Genomic DNA, 25,179 nt, shown 5'->3' on the forward strand with positions numbered 1-25,179 from the left:
CTTGGTAGTTGTTAGCCTAAAACTTTCCGGGCACTGGCAAACAGCCGGTACCAGCCAGACATTTCCGGCCAGTCTCGTGGAGCCCAGCTCATTTGTGCTGTCTGAAATACTCGTTCCGGATGCGGCATCATGATGGTGACACGACCATCCTGACTGCTGACACCAGCAATACCGGCGGGAGAACCATTCGGGTTGAGCGGATACATATCCGTTACCTGATTATGGCCGTCCACATATTGTAGCGCAATGGCCAGCTCTGACGGCACGCTGTTTTCGGATAAATGGGTAAAGTCTGCCCGTCCTTCACCATGGCTTACTACAACTGGCAAGCTGCTGCCAACCATATCCGCCAGAATTAATGATGGTGAGGCGGGGACGGTAACCATACTCAGGCGTGCTTCAAACTGTTCGGAATTATTGCGGTGGAAACGTGGCCATGTATCTGTACCCGGGATAATCTCAGCCAGATTGCTGAGCATCTGGCAACCATTGCACACTCCCAGAGTTAGCGTATCCTGACGGGCAAAGAATTCAGCAAACTGTTGCCGAAGCTGCTGGTTAAATAAAATGCTTTTGGCCCAGCCTTCACCAGCACCGAGTACATCGCCATAACTGAAACCACCGCAGGCCGCCAGCAGATGAAAATCTTTCAGTGTTACCCGTCCGGCCAGCAAATCGCTCATGTGCACATCATGGGCAGCAAAGCCGGCACGTGTGAATGCGGCTGCCATTTCCTGCTGTCCGTTTACGCCCTGTTCACGCAGGATAGCTACTTTAGGTTGCTCACCACGATGAATATAGGGCAAAGCAATATCTTCGGCAGGGTTAAAACTTAATTCGGCAAATAATCCGGCTAAGCGTTCCTGTTCCAGTAAGGCAAATTCACTGTCGGCACAGCATGGGTTATCGCGTAAGCGTTGCATGTGATAACTGGTTTCACTCCAGCTCTTTTGCAAGTCTACCCGATTCTCATTGAGTAGAACTGTGTTACCGTGATGAACCATTAATCGGTCGGTGGTGTTGATGTGCCCAAGAATATGCAGTGTATCAGCCATGCCGGCCGCAGCAAAGGCCGCTTGAATACTGGCAACATCTGCATTGTGTACCTGAATCACGGCACCCAGCTCTTCAGTAAAGAGGCTACGCACAGCCGCGTCCTGTAGCTTCTGGTTGTGGCTGTGCAGGTTGGTTTGCTGGATAAGTGAGGCGATGTTAATGGTTACGCCTATATGGGCGGCAAACATCATTTCTGCCAGTGTCACCACCAGACCACCATCGCTGCGGTCATGATACGCCAGAATTTTCTGTGCGCGGATTAACGATTGTATGAGCTGGAAAAAATCAGCCAGTAGTGCGGGTGTATTTACATCAGGTGCACGGCCACTGAGGTTTTTCCATACCTGTTGCAGGGCACTGCCACCCATGCGGCTACAGCCCTGCCCAAGGTCGATGGCCAGCAGGGTAGTGTCCGCAATATTCTGTAGTTCGGGCGTGACGGTATGGCAAACATTGTTTACCGGTGCAAAAGCAGTGATAACCGCAGACAGCGGTGATACCACTCTTTTTTCTTCGCCGGTATCATGCCAGATTGTTTGCATTGACAAGGAATCTTTGCCAACGGGAATACTTAGTTGCAATTTCTGGCATAGCTCAGATACAGCTTCTACTGTTTCATACAGACGTGCATCTTCACCAGCAAAACCACAGGCAGCCATCCAGTTGGCAGAAAGTTTAATCTTGCCCAGTGTGCCGATGTCGGCAGCGGCGATGTTGGTTAATGCCTCGCCAACGGCCATGCGTCCAGATGCTGCACCGGAAAATAAAGCCAGAGGTGATTTCTCACCCATACTCATGGCTTCACCAAGCAGGCTATTAAAGCCCATTTTGGTAACCGCGACGTCTGCCACCGGTGTCTGGAAACGTCCAACCATCTGGTCTCGGTGGGTAAGGCCGCCAACACTGCGGTCACCAATGGTAATCAGAAACTGCTTGCTGGCTACTGTTGGCAGACGTAATACCCGGTAAAGACTTTCACGAATGTCCAGTTTGCTGCCATCAAAGGGGGCGATTTCTTCGTTAATGGTATAGTCGCTACGGGTAACTTTGGGGGGCTTGCCCAGTAATACGTCCAGTGGGATATCCACCGGATTGTTGTTAAACAAGTCATCACGCAGCTGTAATTGTCCGTCATCTGTAGCGGTGCCAACAACGGCGAACGGACAGCGTTCACGTTGGCAGATAGCCTGAAAAATTTCCAGATTTTCTGGCAGTATGGCTAATACATAGCGTTCCTGCGCTTCATTACACCAGATTTGCAGTGGATTGAGGCCATGTTCTTCCAGTGGTATCTGACGTAACTGAAACACAGCCCCACGGCCGGCATCGTTTACCAGTTCCGGAAAGGCATTGGATAAACCACCAGCACCGACATCATGAATGGAAATAATCGGATTGTCTGTACCCAGTTGCCAGCAGCGATCGATAACTTCCTGGGCGCGACGCTCAATCTCTGGATTGCCGCGTTGTACTGAGTCAAAATCCAGATCGGCATGATTGGCTCCGGTACTCATACTGGATGCAGCTCCTCCACCCAGACCGATTAGCAAGCCGGGGCCACCGAGCTGAATGAGTAATGCTCCGGTAGGAATATTGTCTTTGAAAACTTGCTGTGCCTGAATATTACCCAGTCCGCCGGCTATCATGATGGGTTTATGAAAGCCACGCATGGTACCGCTGAATAATTCTTCGAAGGTGCGGAAATAACCGAGAAGATTGGGACGGCCAAATTCATTATTAAAGGCCGCACTGCCAATCGGGCCGTCCAGCATGATATCCAGTGCACTGCTGATGTGTGCCGGTTTGCCATACTGATTACGGGTAGCAGTATATTGTTCCCATGGCTGGATAAATTCGGGTATGGAAAGATTGGAAACGCTGAAACCACTTAAACCCGCTTTGGGGCGTGCTCCTTTGCCTGTTGCGCCTTCATCACGGATTTCGCCTCCGGAACCAGTAGCCGCACCGGCAAAAGGTGCAATCGCAGTAGGGTGATTATGGGTTTCCACTTTCATCAGAATATGGGTTTCTTCTGCCTTAAACCGATATTGCTGTTGTTGATTCGCCTGAGGATAGAAGCGTTCAATATTGGCACCGGCAATAATGGAAGAATTGTCTTTATAAGCTACTAGTGTGCCTTCGGGATGAGCCTGATGAGTGGCACGAATCATGCCAAACAGGGAATTGGGTTTGGCTTCATCATCAATGATAAATTTGGCATTAAAAATCTTGTGGCGGCAATGTTCGGAGTTTGCCTGAGCAAACATCATCAGTTCTACATCTGTAGGATTGCGTTGAAGCTGCTGATAATTTTCCACCAGATAGTCTATCTCATCTGCGGATAATGCCAGCCCCATTTGCTGGTTTGCCGTTTCCAGCGCGCATTTACCTTCTGCCAGTACATCGATACAGGCAAAACTCTGCGCTGCTGTAGCGTGAAACAGTTGTGCTGCATCTGCAACAGCAGCAAGTACGCTTTCAGTCATGCGGTCATGCAATATTGCCTGCCAGCTATCTTGTTCTTGCTGACTAAGCTGGCGCGAAAAGGTATACAGAATGCCGCGTTCGATGCGTTCAATCATGGTAAGGCCACAATTGTGAGCAATATTGGTGGCTTTGGATGCCCAAGGTGAAATGGTTCCTAAACGTGGGATAACCAGTAGCTGGGTATCGGGCACAGTATTGCTGTTCAGGTGCGTGGCACGCAACAGTTCAAGTAATTTTTGCTGATTGTCTGAATTGAGTGCGGTTGCTGAAGCCACGAAATAGCGAAATTCGCTGTTTATCTGAATATTGCAGTCTAGTTGCAGTTTTGCAGCCTGCTGTAATAGTTTTTCAATGCGAAAGGGGGAAAGTGCGGCCTCGCCGCATAGTGACAGTACAACTGACATGATGGGGGTAGCTCACTTCGATAGTGGGTTTGGGCAGAGGCGCAATTTTACGCGAAAAACAGGTGTTATGCTTGATTTTATGTTGTCGGGTAGGAGTGGTTTGAGTTTCAGATAAGGATATGGTAGTTTTTAATTGTATGGATACAGTAAAAAGGGAAGTGCTGATATGAAAAAGATTGAAGCAATCGTTAAACCGTTTAAGCTAGATGATGTACGTGAGGCCTTGTCTGATGTAGGTTTTAGTGGAATGACTGTATCTGAGGTCAAAGGTTTTGGACGCCAAAAAGGGCATACGGAAATTTATCGTGGTGCCGAATATGCGGTAGATTTTTTACCCAAGGTGAAAATCGAACTGGTATTGCCTGATGAGAGAGTAGAGCAGGCAATTGAAGTCATTGTGGCTGCTGCTCACTCTGGCAAAATCGGCGATGGTAAAATTTTTGTATTACCGGTGGAAGAGGCGGTGCGCATTCGTACTGGTGAGCAGAATGAGTCGGCAATTTAAACGCAAGCCAGATTAACACTATACCGTCTGAATGCAACTAGAATAGAATACTTTAATGTATCAATCAATTGTATTCAGACGGTTTTTCTGTGCCTATGAAATATTAATGCCGTTTGGGCGCTGAGCGATGCCACAGTCCCAGCATCATCACAGTGGCAATAAAAAATTTGAGTAAATCAAAGCCGGCAAATGGCAGATAGCCCAGTTGCAGGGCTTGATAGATATCAGTGTGCAGATAGAGGGCCAGATAGGCAACCCCAAAGACAAATATAATCTGGTGAGCAAGGGCAAAGGCACACAGTCCGCTAAGAAAATGCCGGTCGTAACCTCTTTCCGCCGCCATGCCTGCTATATAGGCACTGACAACAAATCCATACAGATAGCCGGCAGAAGCCGATGTCAGGACATTTATCCCGCCATGGCCTCCGGCAAAAAAAGGCAGGCCGCAAGCACCCAATATTAAATACTCAAGCATGGCCAATACGGCAAGTCTGCGCCCCAGACCGGCGCCAATCAGTAAAACAGCCAGAGATTGCAGAGATAAAGGCACAGGTTGCAGGGGAATGCTGATATTGGCTGATAAGGCCATTATCAGTGGTGCGGCTGTGGTTGCCAGTAATTTGCGTTGCCATTGGACTAAAGAACAGTATTGCAGCAGATAAGGCTGATAGGGACGCAATAATGTGGAATTCATGGAAAGCCTTAAACAGAATAAAATTAGGTGAAAAGACACACGGCAGACAAATAAAAAAGCGGCCGAAGCCGCTTGAATATTAGGTTACAGTACGTAGCGAGCCAAGTCTTCACGTTCAGCAATATCCTGCAATCGTGCATCTACATAAGCCGCATTTATGGCTATGTCACCGGCAGGAGCTTCGAAGGAAACTTCTTCGAGCAGTTTTTCCATAACAGTATGCAAGCGACGTGCGCCAATATTTTCTGTTTTTTCATTGACCTGAAATGCAATTTCGGCAATACGGGCGATACCGTCATCAGTAAATTGCAGATTGACGTCATCAGTAGCCAGTAGGGCAGTATATTGCTCAGTTAGATTGGCATGTGTGGTGGTGAGGATGGCCTTGAAGTCATCCACACTCAGGTTATCCAGCTCAACTCTGATCGGGAAGCGTCCCTGTAATTCTGGGATCAGGTCACTCGGGCGATTGAGATGGAATGCGCCAGAAGCAATAAACAGGATATGGTCAGTTTTAATCATGCCATACTTGGTTTGTACTGTTGTGCCTTCAACCAGCGGTAACAGATCACGTTGCACACCCTGACGCGACACATCTCCGCCATGACGGTTGTTATCTGTAGCGATTTTGTCGATTTCATCCAGAAATACAATACCGTTTTGCTCAACTGCTTTAATGGCCTGCTCGCGTAATTCTTCTTCACTTACCAGTTTGGCTGCTTCTTCATCCAGCAACAGTTTCATGGCAGCACTTACTTTCATTTTCTGCGCCTTGGTTTTACCCTGTCCCATACTGCTGAACATGTCCTGCAACTGATTGGTAAAGTCTTCCATTCCCGGGGGGCCCATTACTGACATGGTTGGAGAAGGAGACGCGGCGACTTCGATTTCAATTTCTTTATCATCCAGTTCGCCTTTACGTAACATCTGGCGGAATTTTTGCCGGGTGTGATTTTCTGGTTGTGCTTCCTGTGGTTCGCCAGCAAAACCTACGCTGCGTGGTGGTGGCAGTAGGGCATCCAGAATGCGGTTTTCGGCAGCATCTTGTGCACGGTCGCGATTTTTAGCGATTGTCTGGCTACGAATGTTTTTCAGCGCAATTTCAATCAGGTCGCGAATAATGCTGTCCACATCGCGGCCAACGTAGCCTACTTCAGTAAATTTAGTAGCTTCTATCTTGATAAACGGTGCATTGGCCAGACGAGCAAGACGGCGCGCAATCTCAGTTTTACCCACGCCGGTAGGGCCAATCATCAGAATGTTTTTCGGGACAATTTCACTTTGTAATGGTTCGGTAACACGACTGCGCCGGTAACGGTTTCTGAGTGCTACTGCTACCGCACGTTTGGCCTGAGTCTGGCCGATAATATGTTTATCCAGTTCATGAACGATTTCGCTCGGGGTCATTACTGCTGTACTCATCTTGTTCCAATCTTGAGGTTTGACCGTTATTGATAATTTAAATTAACCAACCAAGGTAATTACAAGGTTTCGATAGTGTGGCTCTGATTGGTATAAATGCAGATATCACCGGCGATTTCCAGTGATTTTTTAACTACTACGGCTGGTTCCAGTTCGGTGTTTTCCATCAGTGCGCGGGCGGCAGACTGGGCAAAAGCACCACCGGAACCAATGGCAGCAATACTTTGCTCTGGTTCAAGTACATCGCCGTTACCGGTGATCACCAGTGTATTTTTTTTGTCGGCTACAATTAACATTGCCTCCAGACGACGCAAAGCTCGGTCAGTACGCCATTCCTTAGCCAGCTCAATCGCTGCCAGCATTAGTTTCCCCTGATGTTTTTGCAATTTGCTTTCAAATAGTTCAATCAGGGTGAATGCATCGGCTGTACCACCGGCAAAGCCGGCCAGCACCTGATTGTTATACAGTTTACGCACTTTGCGTGCGGTGCCTTTAATAATGGTATTCCCCAATGTCACTTGACCATCGCCACCGATGGCGACGTTTTCGCCGCGCCGAACGGAAATAATGGTGGTGCCGTCGAATTGTTGCATGTCTCGTGATCCTTTGTTGACCAACAGCCACAATAACTGTCGGAAAAAAATAACTGCTTTTAAATAAGGGCAGTCTGGCTCGCTTTCAAGTTTATATGCCGCTTGCTCAGCAGGGATGTTGTATATTGTTAAATATAAATAACTAATTTGTATAATATTTTTCGAATGGCTGCTTTTTTAATTCATATAGAAAAAACGGCAACCGGAAAGGTTGCCGTTTTTCAAACAGGGTTACTTATTTTTTTGTTTTTTTGTGTTTGTATACTTTTTTAGTGGTAACGGTTTTGGTGGTTTTGACGGTTTTGGTTTTTACAGGAGCACTTGCTACTGTACCAATTGTGCCATTATCCACTACGCAATTTTGGGTAACGATTTGCGGAACAATTCTTTCCTGACCATTAACAACCTGTTTGCTAGGCTGCAACAGACCCAGAGCATCGACTGTATCTACAGTGTCGCTGGTAGCAAGAGCTGTTTTCCAAGCGATGCCTTCAGGAGAAACAAAAGTATTATAGTTTACGTCGCGGGCATCACGCATCATTACTGGAGACAGTTTGCCCATATAATTTACCTGAGCTGCCACTACGTTTTGGCCTTGCAAGCCATACATTACACGTAAGCTGTTTCTAGCGTTGCCGGTACCACACAGGTAAGATACTTCTTTACGTCCGTCAATCTGTACATCAGCAGTAGTAGCTGTTGTCGTAGTTGTGGTTGACTGGGTAACAGGTGCCTTGTGATGATGTTTAGATGCACAGCCAGTCAGAGCAAGCATTAACATTACAGCAGGGACAAGAACTTTTTTCATGACAACTCCTTCAAGCATTTATGAATGAATCTTTAGATAACATAAACCATCATACTTGGCTTAGGTAAAGATGCAATGGATGTATCTTATTCTTTTTTATCTAATGTTGGTTAGTATTAAAAATACCAAATAAACGTTATTGTTATTGTTTTAAGAGTGCAGGAATGGAAATTTCCGCACAATGTGATGTTTAAATAGAATATTTGCTTTATCGATTAAACATTTGCACGTAATGGTCATTATTTTTTGTGCATTAAATTTTCAAAATTTAACTTTGTTTGACTTGGTGTCTGTACCACGCTTTTGTCGTCCAGATTAAATGCAGTCAGGCTGCCGCCCCATAATGCTCCAGTGTCCACGCAGACAACATTATTTGCCTCATACAGACCCAATGCCGACCAGTGACCAAATAAAATAGTTTTATCTGTATTTTGTCGGTTCGGAGCTTTAAACCATGGTAAATAATGTACCGGCATATCACTAAGTGTGCCTTTATAGTCAAAATCCATGGCACCTTTATCGGTGAGCGCACGCATCCGTGTGAAGCTGTTGGTGATGAAACGCAGTCTTTCATCGCCACTGAGGCCGTTGTTCCATTGATCAGGTTTATTGCCGTACATGAGGGCAAAGAACTGTTCTGGGGTATTCTGTAAAACCGTTTCCACTTCCTGTGCCAGCAGTTGTGCTTGTGTACACGTCCACTCTGGCCAGATACCTGCATGCACCAGTACATAGTTTGCCTGTTGGCGGTATAAAGGTTGCTGGCATAACCAATCAATTAATTCTTTTCTGTCGGGCGCGTTGAGAATGTCACTGATTGTGTCCGCACGTTTGAGTTTGCCATAGCCGTAATGCAGTGCTAGTAAATGCAAATCATGATTGCCCAGAATAGTTTGCATACAGCCATCATGCTGTTTAACCAGACGCAAAGTAGCCAGTGATTGTGGGCCACGATTGACCAGATCACCCGTAAGCCATAAAGTATCGGTACCGGGATTAAAGTCCACTTTGGCCAGCAGGTGCTGAAATTCTGCCAGACATCCCTGTATATCACCAATCACGTATTGCGCCATATTCAACCTCCCAGCAATTCAGGAACAAACAGTCATTTTGACTGCCAGCCCTGAATTTGTCTGCTTAATTGTCCAGAACCAGAACACCTTCTGCTTCAACCAGTACACCTTTGGGTAAGGCAGAAACTTCAACAGCAGCACGTGCAGGATATGGAGCAGTAAAGTATTGCGCCATAATTTCATTAAAGGTAGCAAAGTTGCTTAAATCGGTTAGATAGGCGTTTACTTTCACCAGATCATTCAGGCTGCCGCCGGCAGCTTCTGCAACTGCCTGAAGGTTTTTAAATACCTGGTGTGCCTGTTCAGCAAAGCCGCCCTCTACTACCTGCATGGTTTCGGCTACCAGTGGAATTTGGCCGGATAGGTATACGGTGTTTCCAGCGCGTACTGCCTGAGAATAAGCGCCGATGGCGGCTGGTGCTTTATCAGTATGAATAATATTTTTACTCATGTTGCTACTCCTTTGCATTAAAGAAAAAAAGGTTATCAGATAATCAGGTTTTTAAAAATAAAGCCAGTAAATCATTCAGAAAACTGCGTCCCAGTGGCGTGGGGCGTAAATACAGCGGATTTGCATCCAGTAAACCGCGTTCAACTGCCTGAGTGATGGCATGCTGTATCAAAGCCAGTGGCAGGCCGGTACGTTCACTAAACCATGTACTGGGCACGCCGGCAGTCAGTCGCAGGACATTGAGCATAAATTCAAACGGTAAATCCTGTGCCGATACCTGTTGACGGGTAATTGCGCGCTGCGGTTGCTGTTGCATAGCCTGCAAATAGTCTTTTGGATGCCGGCTGCGGGTTGTGCGCTCAATTGCCTGAGCAGTGGATATTTTACCATGGGCACCGGCACCAATGCCGATATAGTCACCAAATTGCCAGTAGTTCAGATTATGTTGACATGCCTGCTGAGGCTGGGCAAAAGCTGAAGTTTCGTAGTGAGTGAATCCGGCCTGATGTAATGCTGTATGCACGGTTTCTTCGATATCAGCGATGTGGTCATCGTCTGGCAATTGTGGCGGAGGAGTATGGGCAAACGGTGTATTTGGTTCCAGTGTCAGCTGATAGGCACTGATATGCTGTACGCCAGTTGCAATGGCTGTATGAATATCCTCCTTTGCCTGTGTGACTGTTTGTCCGGGCAGGGCATACATTAAATCTACATTCACTTTGGGAAATAAAGTTAAACCGGATTCAATTGCACTCAGCGCTTCATCACGGTTGTGAATACGCCCCAGAGTTGCTAGTTTATCGTCGGCAAAACTTTGCACGCCGATTGAAAGGCGGTTGATGCCCGCTGCCGCAAAAGCTGCAAAACGATTGCGTTCGAATGTGCCCGGATTGGCTTCCAGTGTGATTTCCGCTGCTGGCAACAGATTAACCCGCGCACGAATACCACTTAGCAGCTGCTCAAAAGCAGTTGCCGAAAGCAGGCTGGGGGTACCGCCACCGATAAAAATCGTATGCACCGGCCTGCCCCAGAAATAGGGCAGTTCCGTTTCCAGATCGGTTAATAAGGCAGCAATATAGGCTTGTTCATCCAACTCCTGTTTCAACTGATGCGAATTGAAATCGCAATACGGGCATTTACGTACACACCATGGAATATGAATATACAGCGATAATGGCGGTAAGCTGGACAGATGTGGAGAATGACTCTGTGGTGTTTGTAATGAAACAGGATACTCAGGCATTAGAATTCAGGCCGTATTGTTGCTGGAGTTTTGCCATGAGAATATGCAGTGCCTGCGCTCGGTGGCTGATGCGGTTTTTTTCTTCTTGGCTCATTTGTGCTGCGGTTAATTGCTGCTCAGGTAAGTAGAAATGTGGATCATAGCCAAAACCATTATTTCCGGCTGCAGATGACTGCCACAACCCCGGCCAGTTTGCTTCGGCAATCAGTGGCTGCGGGTCGTCTGGATGGCGCACCAGTACCAGTACACATACGTAAAATACGCTTTTGTCACTATTTTGGCGCAGTTGGGCATCCAGTTTGGCATTGTTGGCGGCATCAGATTTTGGTTCTGTACCCGCATAGCGGGCAGAATGTACGCCGGGAGCGCCATGCAGGGCATTGGCACAAATACCGGAATCATCGGCCAGTGCTGGTAACCCGCTATGGCGGCTGGCATGTCGAGCTTTAGCCAGTGCATTTTCTACAAAAGTCACATAGGGTTCTGGGCATTCAGTGATGTTGAAAACCGACTGCGGCACAATTTCTATGTTCAATGATCTAAACAGACGGCTGAATTCAGCCAGTTTGCCTTGATTGTTACTGGCAAGAACAATTTTATTCATGATTAATATCGTTGGAGGATAAGGCCTGATACATTTGCTGGGAGGCGCGTTCGCGTAGTGTAAACGCCAGCGCTGCAAATTGTCCCAGTGCACTGACAAAAGCAAGTAAACAGCAAATTATCGCAATAGTGTGCTGTTGATGCACCCAATAATAACAGCCTAATACCACCCAGCCAATAAACATAAAGGTACATGAAGCCAGAATGAGTAATAACAGTTTGAGTTTAGTCATATTGGCATGCTCAAAAATAAATGGTATGGCTTGAAGCCGGCTACAGTAATTAGGTAAATCACTATAGTTTATAGCAGATTATGGTTTTCAGAATGCAACAGAATATAAAATGAATTAATCATTAGTTATCATCCGGATTTAAATGAGATTCAGTTTCTTCAATTCAATATACTTATTCGTATTTTCAGATGTAAAAATTTATTTTTTTCCAAGCGAGGTAAAATCTGTAGTGCTATCTGGTGTCTGTTCTTTATTCTGTTTCATTTTGGTTATTTTGATGATTAATGGTATTTCAGCAATTGCAATAATCAAACCAATAATAAAACATGTTGTACTATAAGCAGAAAGCTGGTGTTCATTTCGATATAGTAAAAAACCGGTATTGATGGATACTATAAATAGTAAAAATGTAACAATGTAGATAATAATCAGTTTTTTCATTAGTGTTGTTCCCTTTAAGGAAGAAAGCTATTAATGAAGATCAGTTTTGTAAGATTTTCACTATTTTACAATAAAATTTTAATCAATATCTATTTTTGAGCTATAAATGAATTTCTGTTTGCAGTCGCTGGTGATTAATTTGAATTCCGGCTGATTTTAATTAGCTTAATCGTAAAAGGTATTATTATTATCAATCCAATGGCAGCAATGATAAAACAGCAAATACTGTACCACAAAGGATAACGTATATCGGCAAAGAAGATGGTAGCCATAACGAGAGTGGTAATCACAGTCATTGCTAGAAAACAATAATTTATAATCAGTTTTTTCATATTTGGCATTTTAATATCAGTATTTAAAGTTTGTATCAACCGTTTATTTGCATCCCGAACATATATATCAAGTATTGGGTTATAAATGCTAAAAATAATATTTTAACCCGAAAAATACCCATAATGGCCAGAAAACATTTAATTGTGATGCCGCAAATAATCAAAGCCGATTGATCCTACAACCATGCTTTATAGTATTAAATATTAGCTGAATTTCAATTTACCAGAGCAAATCCGGATAAATAAGATTTCACTGAACTTGTACAACTATATCTGTTATTTTTATTTCAGTGTATTGAATCACCATTTTAGGTAGCGGAGATAATAACCAGATTCTGGTTATTAATATGTTGCCGGTAGAGTGTGTAATGTTCTGAATGACTGAGACTGTTTTCAACATTAATTGTATAGCTGCATGAAGTAAACATGATTTTTGCTGTTTTCTATAAACAATTAATATCATGATAATTTTATATCATATTGGATGGGTACATAGTAGTTAAATCCGGAAAAATAAAAGCCTGCATGAGCAGGCTTTTATTTTAACGCAATTGCTGATCCAATTGCTGAATCCATTTTCTGGCATCTTTGCCAGTGTAGGGCGTACCATCTTCATTGGCCAGACTGACACGGGTACCACCCTCTGTCAGTGGCTGTGCCAATACAATTAAACGCGGTTGCTGTTTGAGCTGTTGTTGCTCAGCTTTCTTACTGCGTCCAAACATGCGGCTAAACAGTCCCGGTTTTTTATTCGAAACAGAAGAGGCTTCAGCAGCTGCTACTTCAACCAGATAAACGTACTGGTTTCGGTCTTCACCGATGACATTCAGGCCAACACGATCCAATGCCAGTGCAACACGGCGCCAGTTGCGCTCTTGCGAACCAAGCAGATAAACACTGTCCCCATCCAGCTTTGCCAGTGCATTTTCATTCGGATTTTGCTTCTGGTCGGCTATCTGTTGCTGTACTTGTTTGGCATCTGCCCCCAGATATTGCATGAAGCGTGCCAAGAATGCTGCTTCCAGCTCAGGTTCGTTTGGACGAGGTTGCCATGCAGTGCTGTCCCCATCCTTGCTGGTATAAACTTCTTTCATGCCTTTCTGGCTGAAAAATACATCGGTACCACCCTTGCTGTTGCGTTCCAAACGGATTGTAAACATATCACGTTCACCGCTGGAATAAATGCCACCCAGACCCACTTTTTCAAAAATGCCGCGAATGGCATCTGAAGGCACTTTGGCACGGTTTTCTGCCCAGTTGGTTTGCATTAAGCCAATTGACGGTTCTTCACGCTCAATAGTAAAACCCTGTTCCTGCCAGAAAGCCTTCAGCAGTGGCCATAATTCAGCAGCCTGTTTATTGTCAATGGTCAGCCAGCGGATGCTGCCATCACGTTGAAAGTGAATATCCGGTACTTGAGTCAGTACCTGAGTATTGGTACTGGTTTGGTATTTGCTGGCAGGCTTGTTCAAATCGCTGGCACGTACTGCACCATTAATCAGTGAACTACCCGGAGCACTGAAACGATTACCCTGATTCGGGTCAGTCAGGTCTGGTGGTACATCCAGTTGGACGATTTTTTTATTGTTTGACTGATAATCCAGTTTGGGCAGGTTGTCTTTTTTGCTGGCACAAGCGGTAAGGCTGGCTGCCAGCAAGGTCAGAACTACGGTTTTACTTATATTCATATCGGCCACTTTCTGTGTGCATTATTATGGCAATGTTGGCTTGTGTTTAGATTAATCCAGCTTCCTGCATGGCAGCCAGTATAGTAGCTTGTCCGGTAGGAGACAGTTCGATAATTGGCAGGCGGCAAACCGGGTTGATTTTACCTAGTTTGGACAAAGCCCATTTGGTTGGTGCCGGGCTCGGTTCACAGAAAAGATCACCGTGCAGGCGCTGCAATTTATCATTTAATGTACGTGCGCTGGCAATGTCCCCACGTAAGGCTGCATGACACATATCAGCAAACATTTTGGGTGCAACATTGGCAGTAACGCTGATAACACCATGGCCACCGCATAACAGGAATGCCATAGCTGTAGGATCATCACCGGAATATACCGCAAAATTTTCAGGTACATGTTTAAACAGATAGCATGCGCGGCTAATATTACCAGTGGCTTCTTTAATGCCCACAATATTATCGATTTCTGCTAGCCGTAAAGCGGTATCTGGTTGCATATCGGCAACAGTACGGCCAGGGACATTGTACAAAATCATGGGAATACTGGTGGCTTCAGCAATGGTTTTGAAATGGCGGTATATACCTTCCTGATTGGGCTTATTATAGTAAGGTACTACTGATAATGTCATATCAGCACCGGCCTGCTGTGCTTCCTGAGCCAAATAGATCGCTTCATGCGTATTGTTGGCACCAGTGCCTGCAATCACTTTAACGCGTCCGGCTACATGTTCTACAGCAGTTTTAATTACCGTCAGGTGTTCATCAACACTAAGTGTAGCTGATTCACCAGTGGTTCCCACAGCGACAATAGCGTCGGTGCCGGATTCGATGTGCCAGTCAATAAGCTGTTTGTATTGTTCATAATCAATACTGCCATCTGTATGCATAGGTGTTACGATGGCAACAAGGCTGCCTGTCAACATAATTCTACCCTTTGCAGGTGAGCTGAAAATGTGATGATTGTAGCGTATTTTTTCCTTTCGTGGAAAATAGCCTGTTATTGAATTATTTTTGATAAGAGTAGTTTGGTTGTGTTAAAGATTTTATTGCTCAATAGCTTGCTCTGGATTAAATATCCCTGCTTCGCTTAAAATACGCCGCTTTATATTCATTTAACACATGCATAAAGCAAATAAGGAAGGATGACATGGCCGATAACTCCTCTGTTCGTACACATAGTGAACACTCTGATCTGGTCTATGGTCTGGAGGAAAAACCTCCTGTTTTTAATGGTTTGCTCAGTGCATTAACCCATTTACTTGCTCTTTTTGTGCCCATGGTGGCACCTGCTCTGGTGGTTGGCGGAGCTCTGAAACTGCCTGCCGACATGACAGCCTATCTGGTGTCTATGTCCATGGTTGCCTCAGGTGTAGGTACGTATATTCAGGTACACCGTTTCGGCGTCATTGGTTCGGGGCTGCTATCGATTCAATCGGTTAATTTTTCTTTTGTTACCGTGATGATTGCGCTTGGATTGGGCATGAAAGAGAACGGGATGAATGAAAATACCATGATTTCTACTTTGCTGGGCGTCTCTTTTGTAGGCGCCTTTTTAGTAATTGGTGCATCATGGTTATTGCCTTTTCTGAAAAAAATCATTACCCCCACAGTAAGCGGAGTGGTGGTTTTGATGATAGGCCTGAGCCTGATTCATGTTGGCATTACCGATTTTGGCGGTGGCCTCACAGCCAAGGCTAATCATACTTTCGGGTCATGGTCGAATCTGGCATTATCAACATTTGTGCTGTTCACTGTGCTGTTATTTAACTGCTTCAAGAATGCATGGTGGCGCATGGCTGGTATTGCAGTGGGGTTGATATCCGGTTATGTAATTGCCATTTTTATGGGTATTGTTGATTTTTCCAATCTGCATGACTTGCCACTGATTACTATTCCGATTCCATTCAAATATGGTTTTGCTTTTGACTGGCATGCATTTATGGTAGCCAGCACTATTTATTTATTAAGTGTGTTTGAAGCAGTTGGAGATTTAACTGCCACAGCCATGATTTCCAATCAGCCGGTAGACGGGCCATCGTACACAAGCCGTCTGCGTGGTGGGGTTATGGCTGATGGTCTGGTTTCAGTGATTGCTACTGCTTTGGGTTCTTTGCCATTAACTACATTTGCTCAGAATAATGGTGTGATTCAAATGACAGGTGTTGCTTCACGACATGTGGGAAAATATATTGCAGTAATTTTGATTATACTTGGGTTATTTCCTTGGGTTGGTGCCGTTTTCACTACTATTCCCAGTCCGGTTCTCGGTGGAGCGATGGTTGTGATGTTTGGTCTGATTGTGACTGCTGGGATACGGATTATTATTACTGCCGGCATTCGCCGCCGTGAAGCGGTTATCTGTGCTACTTCACTGGGTCTCGGGCTGGGTGTAGCATTTGAACCGGAAGTTTTTGCCCAGTTACCTATTCTGTTTCAAAATCCGATTTGTATGGGCGGGATTGTGGCAATTATCTTGAATCTGTTGTTACCACATGATAGAAGTGAACCTGCGGTATATTTAAGTGATGATATTCCGCATTAATTAATATACGGTAAAAAAAGGCTGCCTGAATATTCCGGCAGCCTTATATATTAGCTCTGTATTAAATGCGTTTGATCAATTTGTTACGCGATTATGTACAGGGCTATTTCTATATCTGGAAGAAATCTTATTAAGCCGTTTGAGGCTGTATTTGAAAATAAACCAAGGTATGAATACTCCTGTGTTGTTCTCAGAACAGGTAGTCAAAACGATTTCTTCGCTGTTATCTTTTTTGCCGAATAATAAAAAATTTATACAAGGATGTTTATTTTTTCTTTGTGAGCAAGTTTTCACCATCAATAGGGTGTAAACGTGCGAATATCCAGCTTGAGAGCAGGGTAAAAAGACCCAGAATAATAAATGTGAGGCGAAAAGCTGTGGTGATATTGTCATTTATAAAGCTGGCGCGACTGAAATTTTGTAACAGTAAGGCACCAATTGCTATGCCGAAGCTCAGTGCTAGCTGTTGGTTAACAGCCATTAGGCTGGTACCACTGCTGACTTGATTGGGGCGCAAATCCGCCAGTGTAATGGTATTCATACCGGTAAACTGTAATGAGTTACATGCGCCCAGAATGCACAAGTGCAATAGAATCAGCCATTGCGGTGTACTGGCGCTAAAAAGAGCCAGTGACATTATCAATATACCAATAATACGAGTGTTCCAGGCCAGCGTATTACGATAACCAAAGTGATTCATTAATGGTTTCAGAAATGGTTTGGCAAATATGGCTGCCAAAGCCAATGGCATTAATAGCCAGCCTGAGTTGACTGCGTTATAGTGAAAAGCAACTTGAAATAATAACGGCAATAATAATGGTAAAGCACTCATACCCAGACGGCTAACCAGATTACCAGCCAGCCCCAGACGAAAAGTGCGTACCAGAATTAGATGTGGTGGATACAATGCACGATTGTTTTGGCGTGCATGAGCCCAATAGGCGATTAGCGCTCCAATGCCTGCAATAGCCATCATGCAACCAAAAAGCATATTATTAGCATGTGACATGGTTTCAAAGGTCAGGGTCATGCAAAAAGCCGATGCTGAAAATAGAAAGAAACCTAAACCATCAAAATAATTGGCCGGGCGATTAAAACTGGGCATGATGTACCAAGTAACCAGCAATCCCAGCAGACCGACGGGTACGTTCAGCAAAAAAATCCAGTGCCAGCTTGTATACTCTACGAGATAACCACCAATAATTGGTCCGAGTACTGGTCCGATAAGTGCTGGCATAATGGCATAGTTCATGACTGTTATCAGTTTGGAACGGTCGTAAGCCTGCATCATGGTTAAACGGGCTACTGGTGTAAGCATGGCTCCACCCAATCCTTGAATAATTCTGGCCAGCACTAGTAAAGCCAGATTGTTACTGGCTGCACATAAGACGGATCCAATAACAAATATAACCATGGAACCCATAAAGAGTTTACGCGTACCTAATTTGTCGGACAGGAAACCAGACAAAGGCATCATGATGGCCAGTGTCAGTGCATAAGCAATAATAGCCGATTGCATATTCAGTGGCGATTGCCCCAGATCAGCAGCCATTGAGGGCAGGGCTGTGTTGAGGATAGTTGCATCCAGTTGCTGCATAAAGATGGCTATTGCCAGTAATAAGGGCAAAAAGCGTGATGGTTTACTGTTATTAATGGTAGCCATAATTGTTATTTATTAATGATGGTTTGATTTATTATAACAGAATCATGTTTAGCTTTTATTTATCAATATAAATGCATGAATTACAACGTAATGTTTTATTAATTTGCAAATAAATAATAAATTAATAAAATAATTTCTGGATTGAAAGTGCTTTTTACTCTTGGGAGAATCAGCTTAGATGAAATTAAGCGCATTAATGGTGCTTTTTCCTCTGAGATAAACAAATCTGAAATATATTGAGTATTACTTAATGTTTTTTCTAATTGTTCGAATATTTTTGAATCTCTATAATCTATCTTGGATGCAATAAGCTGTCTGCTGGTTCTTGAGAGCTTGGAGGATCACAACTTTTTTAATAAAGGTAATCATATTTTGCTAACTGTGTCATCAATTTCCTGTAATTGGTAGATTGATTTGCATAGCCTCGTAGATATTTAAAAGTGTAGCAAATTTGTTTATCTCAGAGGAAAAAGCACCATCTTCATGCAAAATAATAGGATTATCTTTTTGATTGCTGATGATTTAAGGAATCTCTTATATATGTTATATATATCATTTTTGAATCCATATCTGTGAACATCACAAGTGCTGGTTTGGCAATTTATATTTAGGTTTTTTCCTTTCTGTACAATTTTTTCACTATCGGATTTCCTTATTGCTATATAAAAAATATCATGGCAAACAAGCGCTCTTTCTTCATAATTATTTTGCAATTTTATTAAAGAGCTTTTGTTTGAAATAGTTTTGTAGCAAGTAAAACGCGTTTTAATTTAAATGATATTATAAAAATTAAAACTCTCTGATTTGGTTTATCTCGTTTCCAGATAAAGGTTTATATATAAAACAACCCGTGCTGCCCTTAATTAGAGGCACACGGGTAGGTATAAATTTAGAGAAATTACATGCGCATTGTATCTACAACGTCAATCATAAATTCCATATCTTCTTTTGATAATTCAGCGAAGCCTTCTGGAAAGCCTAAGGCTTTAACGATGTTTGCGCCATCAGGATCATCTGCCATTTTGCACAATATTTCTTGTAGAGGCTCAGCTTTTGCAGCAACATCTGGATGATATAACATCACGTGAGACACTTCATTAATCCGGCTCTTCAGCAGCACTTTCAACTGATTTTTGGTAACTGAGTTAAAGCTTTCATATACATCTGCCTGAACTATACCAACTTGAGCCTGATGGCGAATAACGCTGGAAGCTACCATAAGGAAGTTGTCTTTGCGTTTAACTGTCAATTCATCATCAGAAAGATTGGCTGGTTCTAACAGGCGTAAACCAATAAAGTTTGCATCTTCATTGTTTGAAAGTGCTAGTTCTACACTGCCTTTCAGATCTTCAATGGCATTGATATCTGAGTCGGCAGCAGTAACAATCACGATTTCATCTGATTTGTTTTTTGGTTTTACCAGTGGTAAATATCCTTGTTCACGGACGTAAGTACCGGCTGAAAACGGGTTAACGAAAAGCATGGATACTTTTTCTTTTTCCTGCTGGGATGTTACTTCGTCAAATGAAGGAGGCATAAGCAGGGAAATGTTCTGGTCACTTTTCTTTTGCAGATAGTTATTGAGTAAATACCAAGTACTGAACTGATCAGGTAGATAATCGGGTACAACCATTAAACTCAGCATATTATTTTCCTTCCTGTTCGTTTTTCAGCATTTCTGCATACTTGGCGGTCATTTCGTTAACCCGTTCGCGGCTTGGTTTGCGGCGGATTGAGCTGTAGCCAATGACTTTGCCTTGACGTAAATTAGGAATTACAGTGGCGTATACCCAATAGTGGCCACCGTCTTTACGTAGATTTTTTACATAACCATACCAGCGTTCGCCTCTTTGCAGAGTAGCCCACATGTCGGCAAATGGAGCTTTTGGCATTTCGGGATGGCGTAGCAAGCAATGAGGTGCACCAATGATTTCATCACGGGTCCAACCGCTGATATCAACAAATACGTCATTTGCATGAGTAATGATGCCATTAAGATCAGTACGGGATACAATCAGAGCACCATCCGGATAGGGGAATTCTTGATTGGTTACATAAACAGTTGATTCTCCATCTTGATGATAGTGTTTGATTTTGTGTTCAGAAGATTCGCTTTCTGGCTTTGGCTGAATCCAACGACTCATATCCATATTAATTTGTCCTTCAATTTTGGTTTAATCTGAATCATATAAAGGATGAGTGTGCTTAATGAGATGCATTTCAGAGATTTTTGTAAAATTACAGCAGCCTAAATTATTTGTGGTTTTATACATTAATCGCTACTGTAAACTTCTGAATTTCCATGCAATTGGAATAAAATGATATTTACCCAATCTATAGGTGCGCGATGTTTCAATTAAAAACATTTATAAACACTTAAACGCCCTTTCATGCAACTGAGTCAGCTTTCGTTTGTTTCAGGTTTGGCTGACTTAAATTCTACCAGATTTTTACATGAAATCTGGAGTAACGGCAATACTGGACTATCTGGTCTGATTGATACAGTATTGTATATTTAAAACAAGTAATTACAATTGTGCATAAGTGGGAATTTAAATGGCAGAGTTTATTTTTGATTAAGCAAACTAATTGTTAATCAAAATGATCAGCCAGTTCTTTCAATGCTCGTTTAGCTTCGAACAGAATCAAACCTAATTTGGCTTCATGAGTAGTGGTAATGGTTAACAGAATAGCTTCAGATGCTTGAAACAGCAACATGTAGCCTTTGTCGGTATGAATAATGGTGTTATCCAGAGTACCTTTCAAAACTTCTTTTGCGGAACGGTTACCCAAAGACAGTAATGCGGCTGCCATAGCACCAATGCGGTCTTCATCCATGCCGCTTTGTAAAGCTGAAGCAATTGGCAGACCATCTGTTGAAATAACGGCTGAAGAAGTAATGTCGGGAGTACTGTTTAGTGTTTTCAACACACCTTCGATAAAATCATATTTCATGAAAATTCCTCTAAAAATTGGCTGTAACTCCATCAATTATAGAGAATAGTGAGTTTTTTTGCAAAAAAATGTTATTAAATTTTATTAATTATCTTTATTTATATTTTCTATATTTATTTATGTTATTTCATTTTCATCGATCTGAAACTTTTGTTGTTCAAAAATTAAGTTATGTATTATTTTTGTTGGTCATATATTTTAGGGAAACGATGAATTATAGCATTATGAAGAACGAATTATTGGGGGAAATTGCTCTATTTGAGATTTTTAATTTGAATCAAGTTATAAAATTCAGACTAGGGTAGATAAATGTAGGTGTTGAGGTTAATTAATCTTAACTGCTATCGGTGTGGCTTATATACTAGGTGTCTTATATCCAGATATTTTGACGATTATGAATTGACGATAAATGTTGAATTGTATTGGCCTGGGTTTAATTATTCTGCTGAGTTAAGCTGACTATTCATGATGTGATTGGAAAAAGTGTTGAGGGTGGAAAATAGGCTTATCTGACCAAATAAGGCTGGGGACTAAAGAAAGAGGGGTCGATGCAGCATAATTAAACAGGTTGTTATCAGATAACAACCTGTGGTGAATAGTGGTGAATAAAAGTTAATTAATACGGTGTTTAAAAAATTTTGAGCTGTTTAAAGGTTACATTTGTGAGTTGTGTGTTTGAATCAAATGTCTGTTTCTACTTTGTCTCCTTCTGCTTCCATCCAGACGCGTCGGGAAGCTGCTTCACCTTTACCCATTAATTTGATAAATATATTCTGGGTTTCGCTGTTGTCTTCATCTGGAATATGCACTTGCAGCAGGCAGCGGGTATCCGGACTCATGGTAGTATCTTTAAGCTGATCCGGGTTCATTTCACCCAGACCTTTAAACCGGCTGATGCTGTAGGCACTTTCTTTAACTTTTTCCAATTGCAGCCGTTCCAGAATGCTATTAAGCTCTGTCTGATCCTGAGCATAAAGTTTTCTTGCCGGTTTGTTTTTTCCTTGAGCATTCACATCTACCCGAAAAAGCGGAGGTTGGGCTACGTAGATGTGACCGGCTTCAATCAGGCGCGGAAAATGGGTGTAAAAAAGGGTGAGTAACAGTACCTGTATATGGGCGCCATCTACATCTGCATCAGATAATATGGCAATCTTGCCGTAACGCAGGCCGGATAGATCAGGATTGTCGTTTTTTCCATGTGGATCTACACCAATGGCTACCGAGATGTCGTGAATTTCAGCGTTGCCAAACAACTGATCGCGATGGATTTCAAAGCTGTTTAAAACTTTACCGCGTAAAGGGAGGATTGCCTGAGTATTTTTGTCGCGTGCGAGTTTGGCTGAACCACCGGCAGAATCACCCTCGACTAGGAAGAGTTCATTTTCGCGAATATCTTCACTTTCGCAATCGGTGAGTTTGCCTGGTAAGACGGCTACGCCTGAACCTTTTTTCTTTTCTATTTTTTTGGTTGAGCGCATACGAGCCTGAGCCTGACGAATGGCCAGTTCGGCTATTTTTTTACCAGTATCGATATTTTGGTTTAACCATAATTCCAATGGATCACTGCACATGGTGGCAACCAGTTTGAGCGCATCACGGCTGGTTAGTTTGTCTTTTGTCTGTCCCTGAAACTGTGGGTCTAGCAGTCGGGCTGAAAGGACAAAGGCAACTCGCGAGAAAACATCATCTGACTGCAATTTTACGCCGCGCGGAAGCAGGTTGTGATGGTTAATAAAATTATTTACGGCATGAAAAACAGCCTGTTTCAGGCCTGCTTCGTGAGTGCCGCCAGCGGCTGTGGGAATCAGGTTAACGTAACTTTCACTTGGCGCATGGCCTTCTTCTACCCATGTTAGTGCGTAGGCTGCACCTTCGCCCTGATTAAAATCGGTTTCGTGATTGGCACTTAAATAGTTTTCGCTAGCAAAAATAGGGGTTGCAGTTTGGGTATCGGCTAGTAAGTCAAGTAAGTAGCTTTTCAGGCCATTTGGGTAGTGCCAGTTTTGTATGTGTGCTTCATCAGTGTTGCTGAGATGGCGGGTAAGGGTGACGCTGACTCCGGGCAATAAAACTGCTTTGGCACGTAAGGAACGTTCAAGTTCGGCCAGATTGTATTGTGGGTTATCAAAGTACTGTCCGTCTGGCCAGATACGAACTTCTGTGCCACTGTCTTTACTGGAACATTTGCCAATTACGGATAGTGGCTGGATAACATCGCCTCCTGCAAAGGTGATATGGTAAATTTTTCCGCTTCTTTTAACGGTGACTTCCAGACGTGAAGACAAAGCATTGGTAACAGAAACACCGACACCATGCAAACCACCTGAAAAGGCATAGGCACCATCACCACTTTTTTTGTTGAATTTACCGCCGGCATGTAGTTGGGTAAATACTAGTTCGATTACGGGTACATGTTCGATTGGATGTAATCCGGTAGGAATGCCACGGCCATTGTCTTTGACGGTAACAGAACCATCCTGATTCAGGGTAACGTCAATGTTTTGTGCGTAGCCACCTAATGCTTCATCGGCTGCATTGTCAATCACTTCCTGAATAATATGGATAGGACTTTCTGTTCTGGTATACATTCCGGGACGTTCTTTAACTGGTGCTAGACCTTTGAGAACGGTGACGCTGGATTCATCGTATGTTATGGATTTGCTCATAGTTTTATTTTTAGAGATGTATCGATGGCAATATAAAACAAATTACCGTAAAAAGATTATTTTTTCGGTAATTTGTTTCTGATTTATACTGTAGAAAGGAAATACGGTAAAGAGTTGATTACTGATATTTATTCAGCCAATGAATATTTATCATCATGATTCTGGCGGGTTTGAACAAAATCGGCCCAGCTTGGCAGCTCCTGCAAAAAGCGCGACAATTCAAGCAATGCATTCAGATAGACGCTACGTTTGAATTCAATAACTTCGTCTACTGGTGCCCAGTACTGATGCCAGCGCCACGCATCGAATTCTGGATGATGGGTGGCGCGCAGATGAACGTCGCTTTCCCGTCCAGTCAGACGCAGCAGATACCATATCTGTTTCTGTCCTTTATAGGAACCTCGCCATTCGCGTTTAATCCAATGCGTAGGTACATCATAACGTAGCCAGTCACGTGTACGCCCGATTATTCTGACGTGATGTGGTAACAAACCTACTTCTTCCATCAGCTCGCGATACATGGCCGCTTCCGGGCTTTCGCCTGGCTTGATGCCTCCCTGCGGAAACTGCCAGGAATGTTCGTGTACCCGTTTGCCCCAAAAAACCTCGTTACGGTCGTTGGTGATGATTATCCCGACATTGGGGCGATAACCTTCTCTGTCTAACATGGTAGTTCGCCCGATAAATAAATCGAATTTTCGCACAAATCGAGGTGTGAGACCAGTAAGGATTAAATTGGAGGGATATCAGCTAAGTTATACTTTATATAATTATGAAATATTTATACAGTTATTTTTTTGAGGTAGATTAAAAGGGAATCGATCTATCAGTTAATATTAAGATTGATATATGTACTAGATAGTCAGGATGGTTAAGTTTGTTTTAATTGTTGATTTGCTGGCTATACTGGATTTATCTAAAAAATAAAGCCGTATCTGTTTAGATATGGCTTTATTTTGTTTAATCTAATCAGTTTTATGAATGAATAGGTTCGAAAGTATGAATAGTTTTTTCGTTTTCAGGAATTTGCTCTTTGCCATTTTCTGGTTGGGCATGCTGATAAAAGGCAGCGCGTTTAGCAGCCTGAAAAATTTGTAGTCTACGACGATGTTGCATAATTAGATCCTTTCTCGCTTGTCGGTGTTGTGCACCAACTGTTGTCATTTATAGCTTGTTTGTACAGCCTGTACTGATGGTTAATAGTAAATCAGTTATCTGTACAGTTATTGTTTTAACATGATTATTTATTTGTTCACTAACAATATATAAGATATAGCAGACTTTTGCAAGGCAGTATTTTTTGGCTGCCTTTAGGGGTGAA

The 25,179-nt window shown here is 43.2% G+C and carries 22 protein-coding genes; 2 read left to right on the plus strand and 20 right to left on the minus strand.

Translation table 11 applies throughout. The features are described from left to right. Positions 1–11: 11 nt before the first annotated feature. Positions 12–3,947, minus strand: coding sequence for a phosphoribosylformylglycinamidine synthase (gene purL, locus MJ764_RS07545; protein ID WP_239325977.1), 3,936 nt, complete (start codon positions 3,945–3,947; stop codon positions 12–14). 166 nt (positions 3,948–4,113) lie between these two features. Here purL and MJ764_RS07550 point away from each other — a divergent pair, with 166 nt between their 5' ends. Continuing rightward, positions 4,114–4,452, plus strand: coding sequence for a P-II family nitrogen regulator (locus tag MJ764_RS07550; protein ID WP_239325978.1), 339 nt, complete (start codon positions 4,114–4,116; stop codon positions 4,450–4,452). A gap of 103 nt (positions 4,453–4,555) precedes the next feature. Here MJ764_RS07550 and MJ764_RS07555 read toward each other — a convergent pair whose 3' ends face one another. The 12 genes from MJ764_RS07555 to dapA all read right to left on the minus strand — a co-directional run bounded on the left by MJ764_RS07555 (position 4,556) and on the right by dapA (position 14,955). Beyond that, positions 4,556–5,146: a biotin transporter BioY gene (locus tag MJ764_RS07555; RefSeq protein ID WP_239325979.1), complete on the minus strand. Its 591-nt coding sequence runs from the start codon at positions 5,144–5,146 to the stop codon at positions 4,556–4,558. 84 nt (positions 5,147–5,230) lie between these two features. Further along, on the minus strand, positions 5,231–6,568 hold the full coding sequence (gene hslU, locus MJ764_RS07560) for an ATP-dependent protease ATPase subunit HslU (protein WP_239325980.1): 1,338 nt from the start codon (positions 6,566–6,568) through the stop codon (positions 5,231–5,233). A 59-nt stretch (positions 6,569–6,627) separates the two neighbouring features. Next, complete coding sequence (gene hslV, locus MJ764_RS07565; protein ID WP_100091456.1) at positions 6,628–7,161, minus strand: ATP-dependent protease subunit HslV; 534 nt, start codon at positions 7,159–7,161, stop codon at positions 6,628–6,630. Between the two features lie 235 nt (positions 7,162–7,396). Beyond that, on the minus strand, positions 7,397–7,969 hold the full coding sequence (locus tag MJ764_RS07570) for a hypothetical protein (protein ID WP_239325981.1): 573 nt from the start codon (positions 7,967–7,969) through the stop codon (positions 7,397–7,399). Between the two features lie 239 nt (positions 7,970–8,208). Next, entirely contained in the window at positions 8,209–9,042 is an 834-nt protein-coding gene (locus MJ764_RS07575) for a symmetrical bis(5'-nucleosyl)-tetraphosphatase (protein ID WP_239325982.1), read from the minus strand. Positions 9,043–9,106: 64 nt separating this feature from the next. Further along, positions 9,107–9,493, minus strand: coding sequence for a RidA family protein (locus MJ764_RS07580; protein ID WP_239325983.1), 387 nt, complete (start codon positions 9,491–9,493; stop codon positions 9,107–9,109). A gap of 43 nt (positions 9,494–9,536) precedes the next feature. Continuing rightward, a complete protein-coding gene (gene hemW, locus MJ764_RS07585; protein ID WP_239325984.1) occupies positions 9,537–10,736 on the minus strand; it encodes a radical SAM family heme chaperone HemW in 1,200 nt (399 codons plus the stop codon). Further along, entirely contained in the window at positions 10,729–11,343 is a 615-nt protein-coding gene (locus tag MJ764_RS07590; protein ID WP_100114554.1) for a non-canonical purine NTP pyrophosphatase, read from the minus strand. Before MJ764_RS07590 ends, hemW begins: the two co-directional genes overlap by 8 nt. Next, complete coding sequence (locus MJ764_RS07595) at positions 11,333–11,572, minus strand: NGO_0222 family membrane protein (RefSeq protein ID WP_239325985.1); 240 nt, start codon at positions 11,570–11,572, stop codon at positions 11,333–11,335. Before MJ764_RS07595 ends, MJ764_RS07590 begins: the two co-directional genes overlap by 11 nt. A gap of 198 nt (positions 11,573–11,770) precedes the next feature. Further along, the gene (locus MJ764_RS07600) at positions 11,771–12,013 is read right to left on the minus strand and encodes a hypothetical protein (protein WP_239325986.1); all 243 of its coding nucleotides are present in this window, start codon (positions 12,011–12,013) and stop codon (positions 11,771–11,773) included. Positions 12,014–12,887: 874 nt separating this feature from the next. Beyond that, on the minus strand, positions 12,888–14,033 hold the full coding sequence (gene bamC, locus MJ764_RS07605) for an outer membrane protein assembly factor BamC (RefSeq protein ID WP_239325987.1): 1,146 nt from the start codon (positions 14,031–14,033) through the stop codon (positions 12,888–12,890). Between the two features lie 46 nt (positions 14,034–14,079). Continuing rightward, positions 14,080–14,955, minus strand: a complete 876-nt coding sequence (dapA, locus tag MJ764_RS07610) for a 4-hydroxy-tetrahydrodipicolinate synthase (protein ID WP_239325988.1) — start codon at positions 14,953–14,955, stop codon at positions 14,080–14,082. Between the two features lie 224 nt (positions 14,956–15,179). Between dapA and MJ764_RS07615 the strand changes: the two genes are divergently transcribed. Beyond that, on the plus strand, positions 15,180–16,574 hold the full coding sequence (locus MJ764_RS07615) for a nucleobase:cation symporter-2 family protein (protein WP_239325989.1): 1,395 nt from the start codon (positions 15,180–15,182) through the stop codon (positions 16,572–16,574). 265 nt (positions 16,575–16,839) lie between these two features. Here MJ764_RS07615 and MJ764_RS07620 read toward each other — a convergent pair whose 3' ends face one another. The 7 genes from MJ764_RS07620 to MJ764_RS07650 all read right to left on the minus strand — a co-directional run bounded on the left by MJ764_RS07620 (position 16,840) and on the right by MJ764_RS07650 (position 24,974). After that, entirely contained in the window at positions 16,840–18,237 is a 1,398-nt protein-coding gene (locus MJ764_RS07620; protein WP_239325990.1) for a DHA2 family efflux MFS transporter permease subunit, read from the minus strand. Between the two features lie 898 nt (positions 18,238–19,135). Further along, the gene (locus MJ764_RS07625) at positions 19,136–19,870 is read right to left on the minus strand and encodes a phosphate/phosphite/phosphonate ABC transporter substrate-binding protein (protein ID WP_239325991.1); all 735 of its coding nucleotides are present in this window, start codon (positions 19,868–19,870) and stop codon (positions 19,136–19,138) included. Positions 19,871–19,883: 13 nt separating this feature from the next. Next, complete coding sequence (locus MJ764_RS07630; protein WP_239325992.1) at positions 19,884–20,387, minus strand: PAS domain-containing protein; 504 nt, start codon at positions 20,385–20,387, stop codon at positions 19,884–19,886. Positions 20,388–20,829: 442 nt separating this feature from the next. After that, positions 20,830–21,192, minus strand: a complete 363-nt coding sequence (locus tag MJ764_RS07635; RefSeq protein WP_100091445.1) for a roadblock/LC7 domain-containing protein — start codon at positions 21,190–21,192, stop codon at positions 20,830–20,832. A 680-nt stretch (positions 21,193–21,872) separates the two neighbouring features. Beyond that, a complete protein-coding gene (locus tag MJ764_RS07640; protein ID WP_239325993.1) occupies positions 21,873–23,858 on the minus strand; it encodes a DNA topoisomerase IV subunit B in 1,986 nt (661 codons plus the stop codon). A gap of 128 nt (positions 23,859–23,986) precedes the next feature. After that, positions 23,987–24,526 (minus strand): RNA pyrophosphohydrolase, encoded by a 540-nt coding sequence (locus MJ764_RS07645; RefSeq protein WP_239325994.1) that lies wholly within the window; start codon positions 24,524–24,526, stop codon positions 23,987–23,989. A gap of 307 nt (positions 24,527–24,833) precedes the next feature. After that, positions 24,834–24,974 (minus strand): hypothetical protein, encoded by a 141-nt coding sequence (locus tag MJ764_RS07650; RefSeq protein WP_239325995.1) that lies wholly within the window; start codon positions 24,972–24,974, stop codon positions 24,834–24,836. Positions 24,975–25,179 lie beyond the last annotated feature (205 nt).

The sequence above is a fragment of the Snodgrassella gandavensis genome (assembly GCF_914768025.1).
Lineage (GTDB): Bacteria > Pseudomonadota > Gammaproteobacteria > Burkholderiales > Neisseriaceae > Snodgrassella > Snodgrassella gandavensis.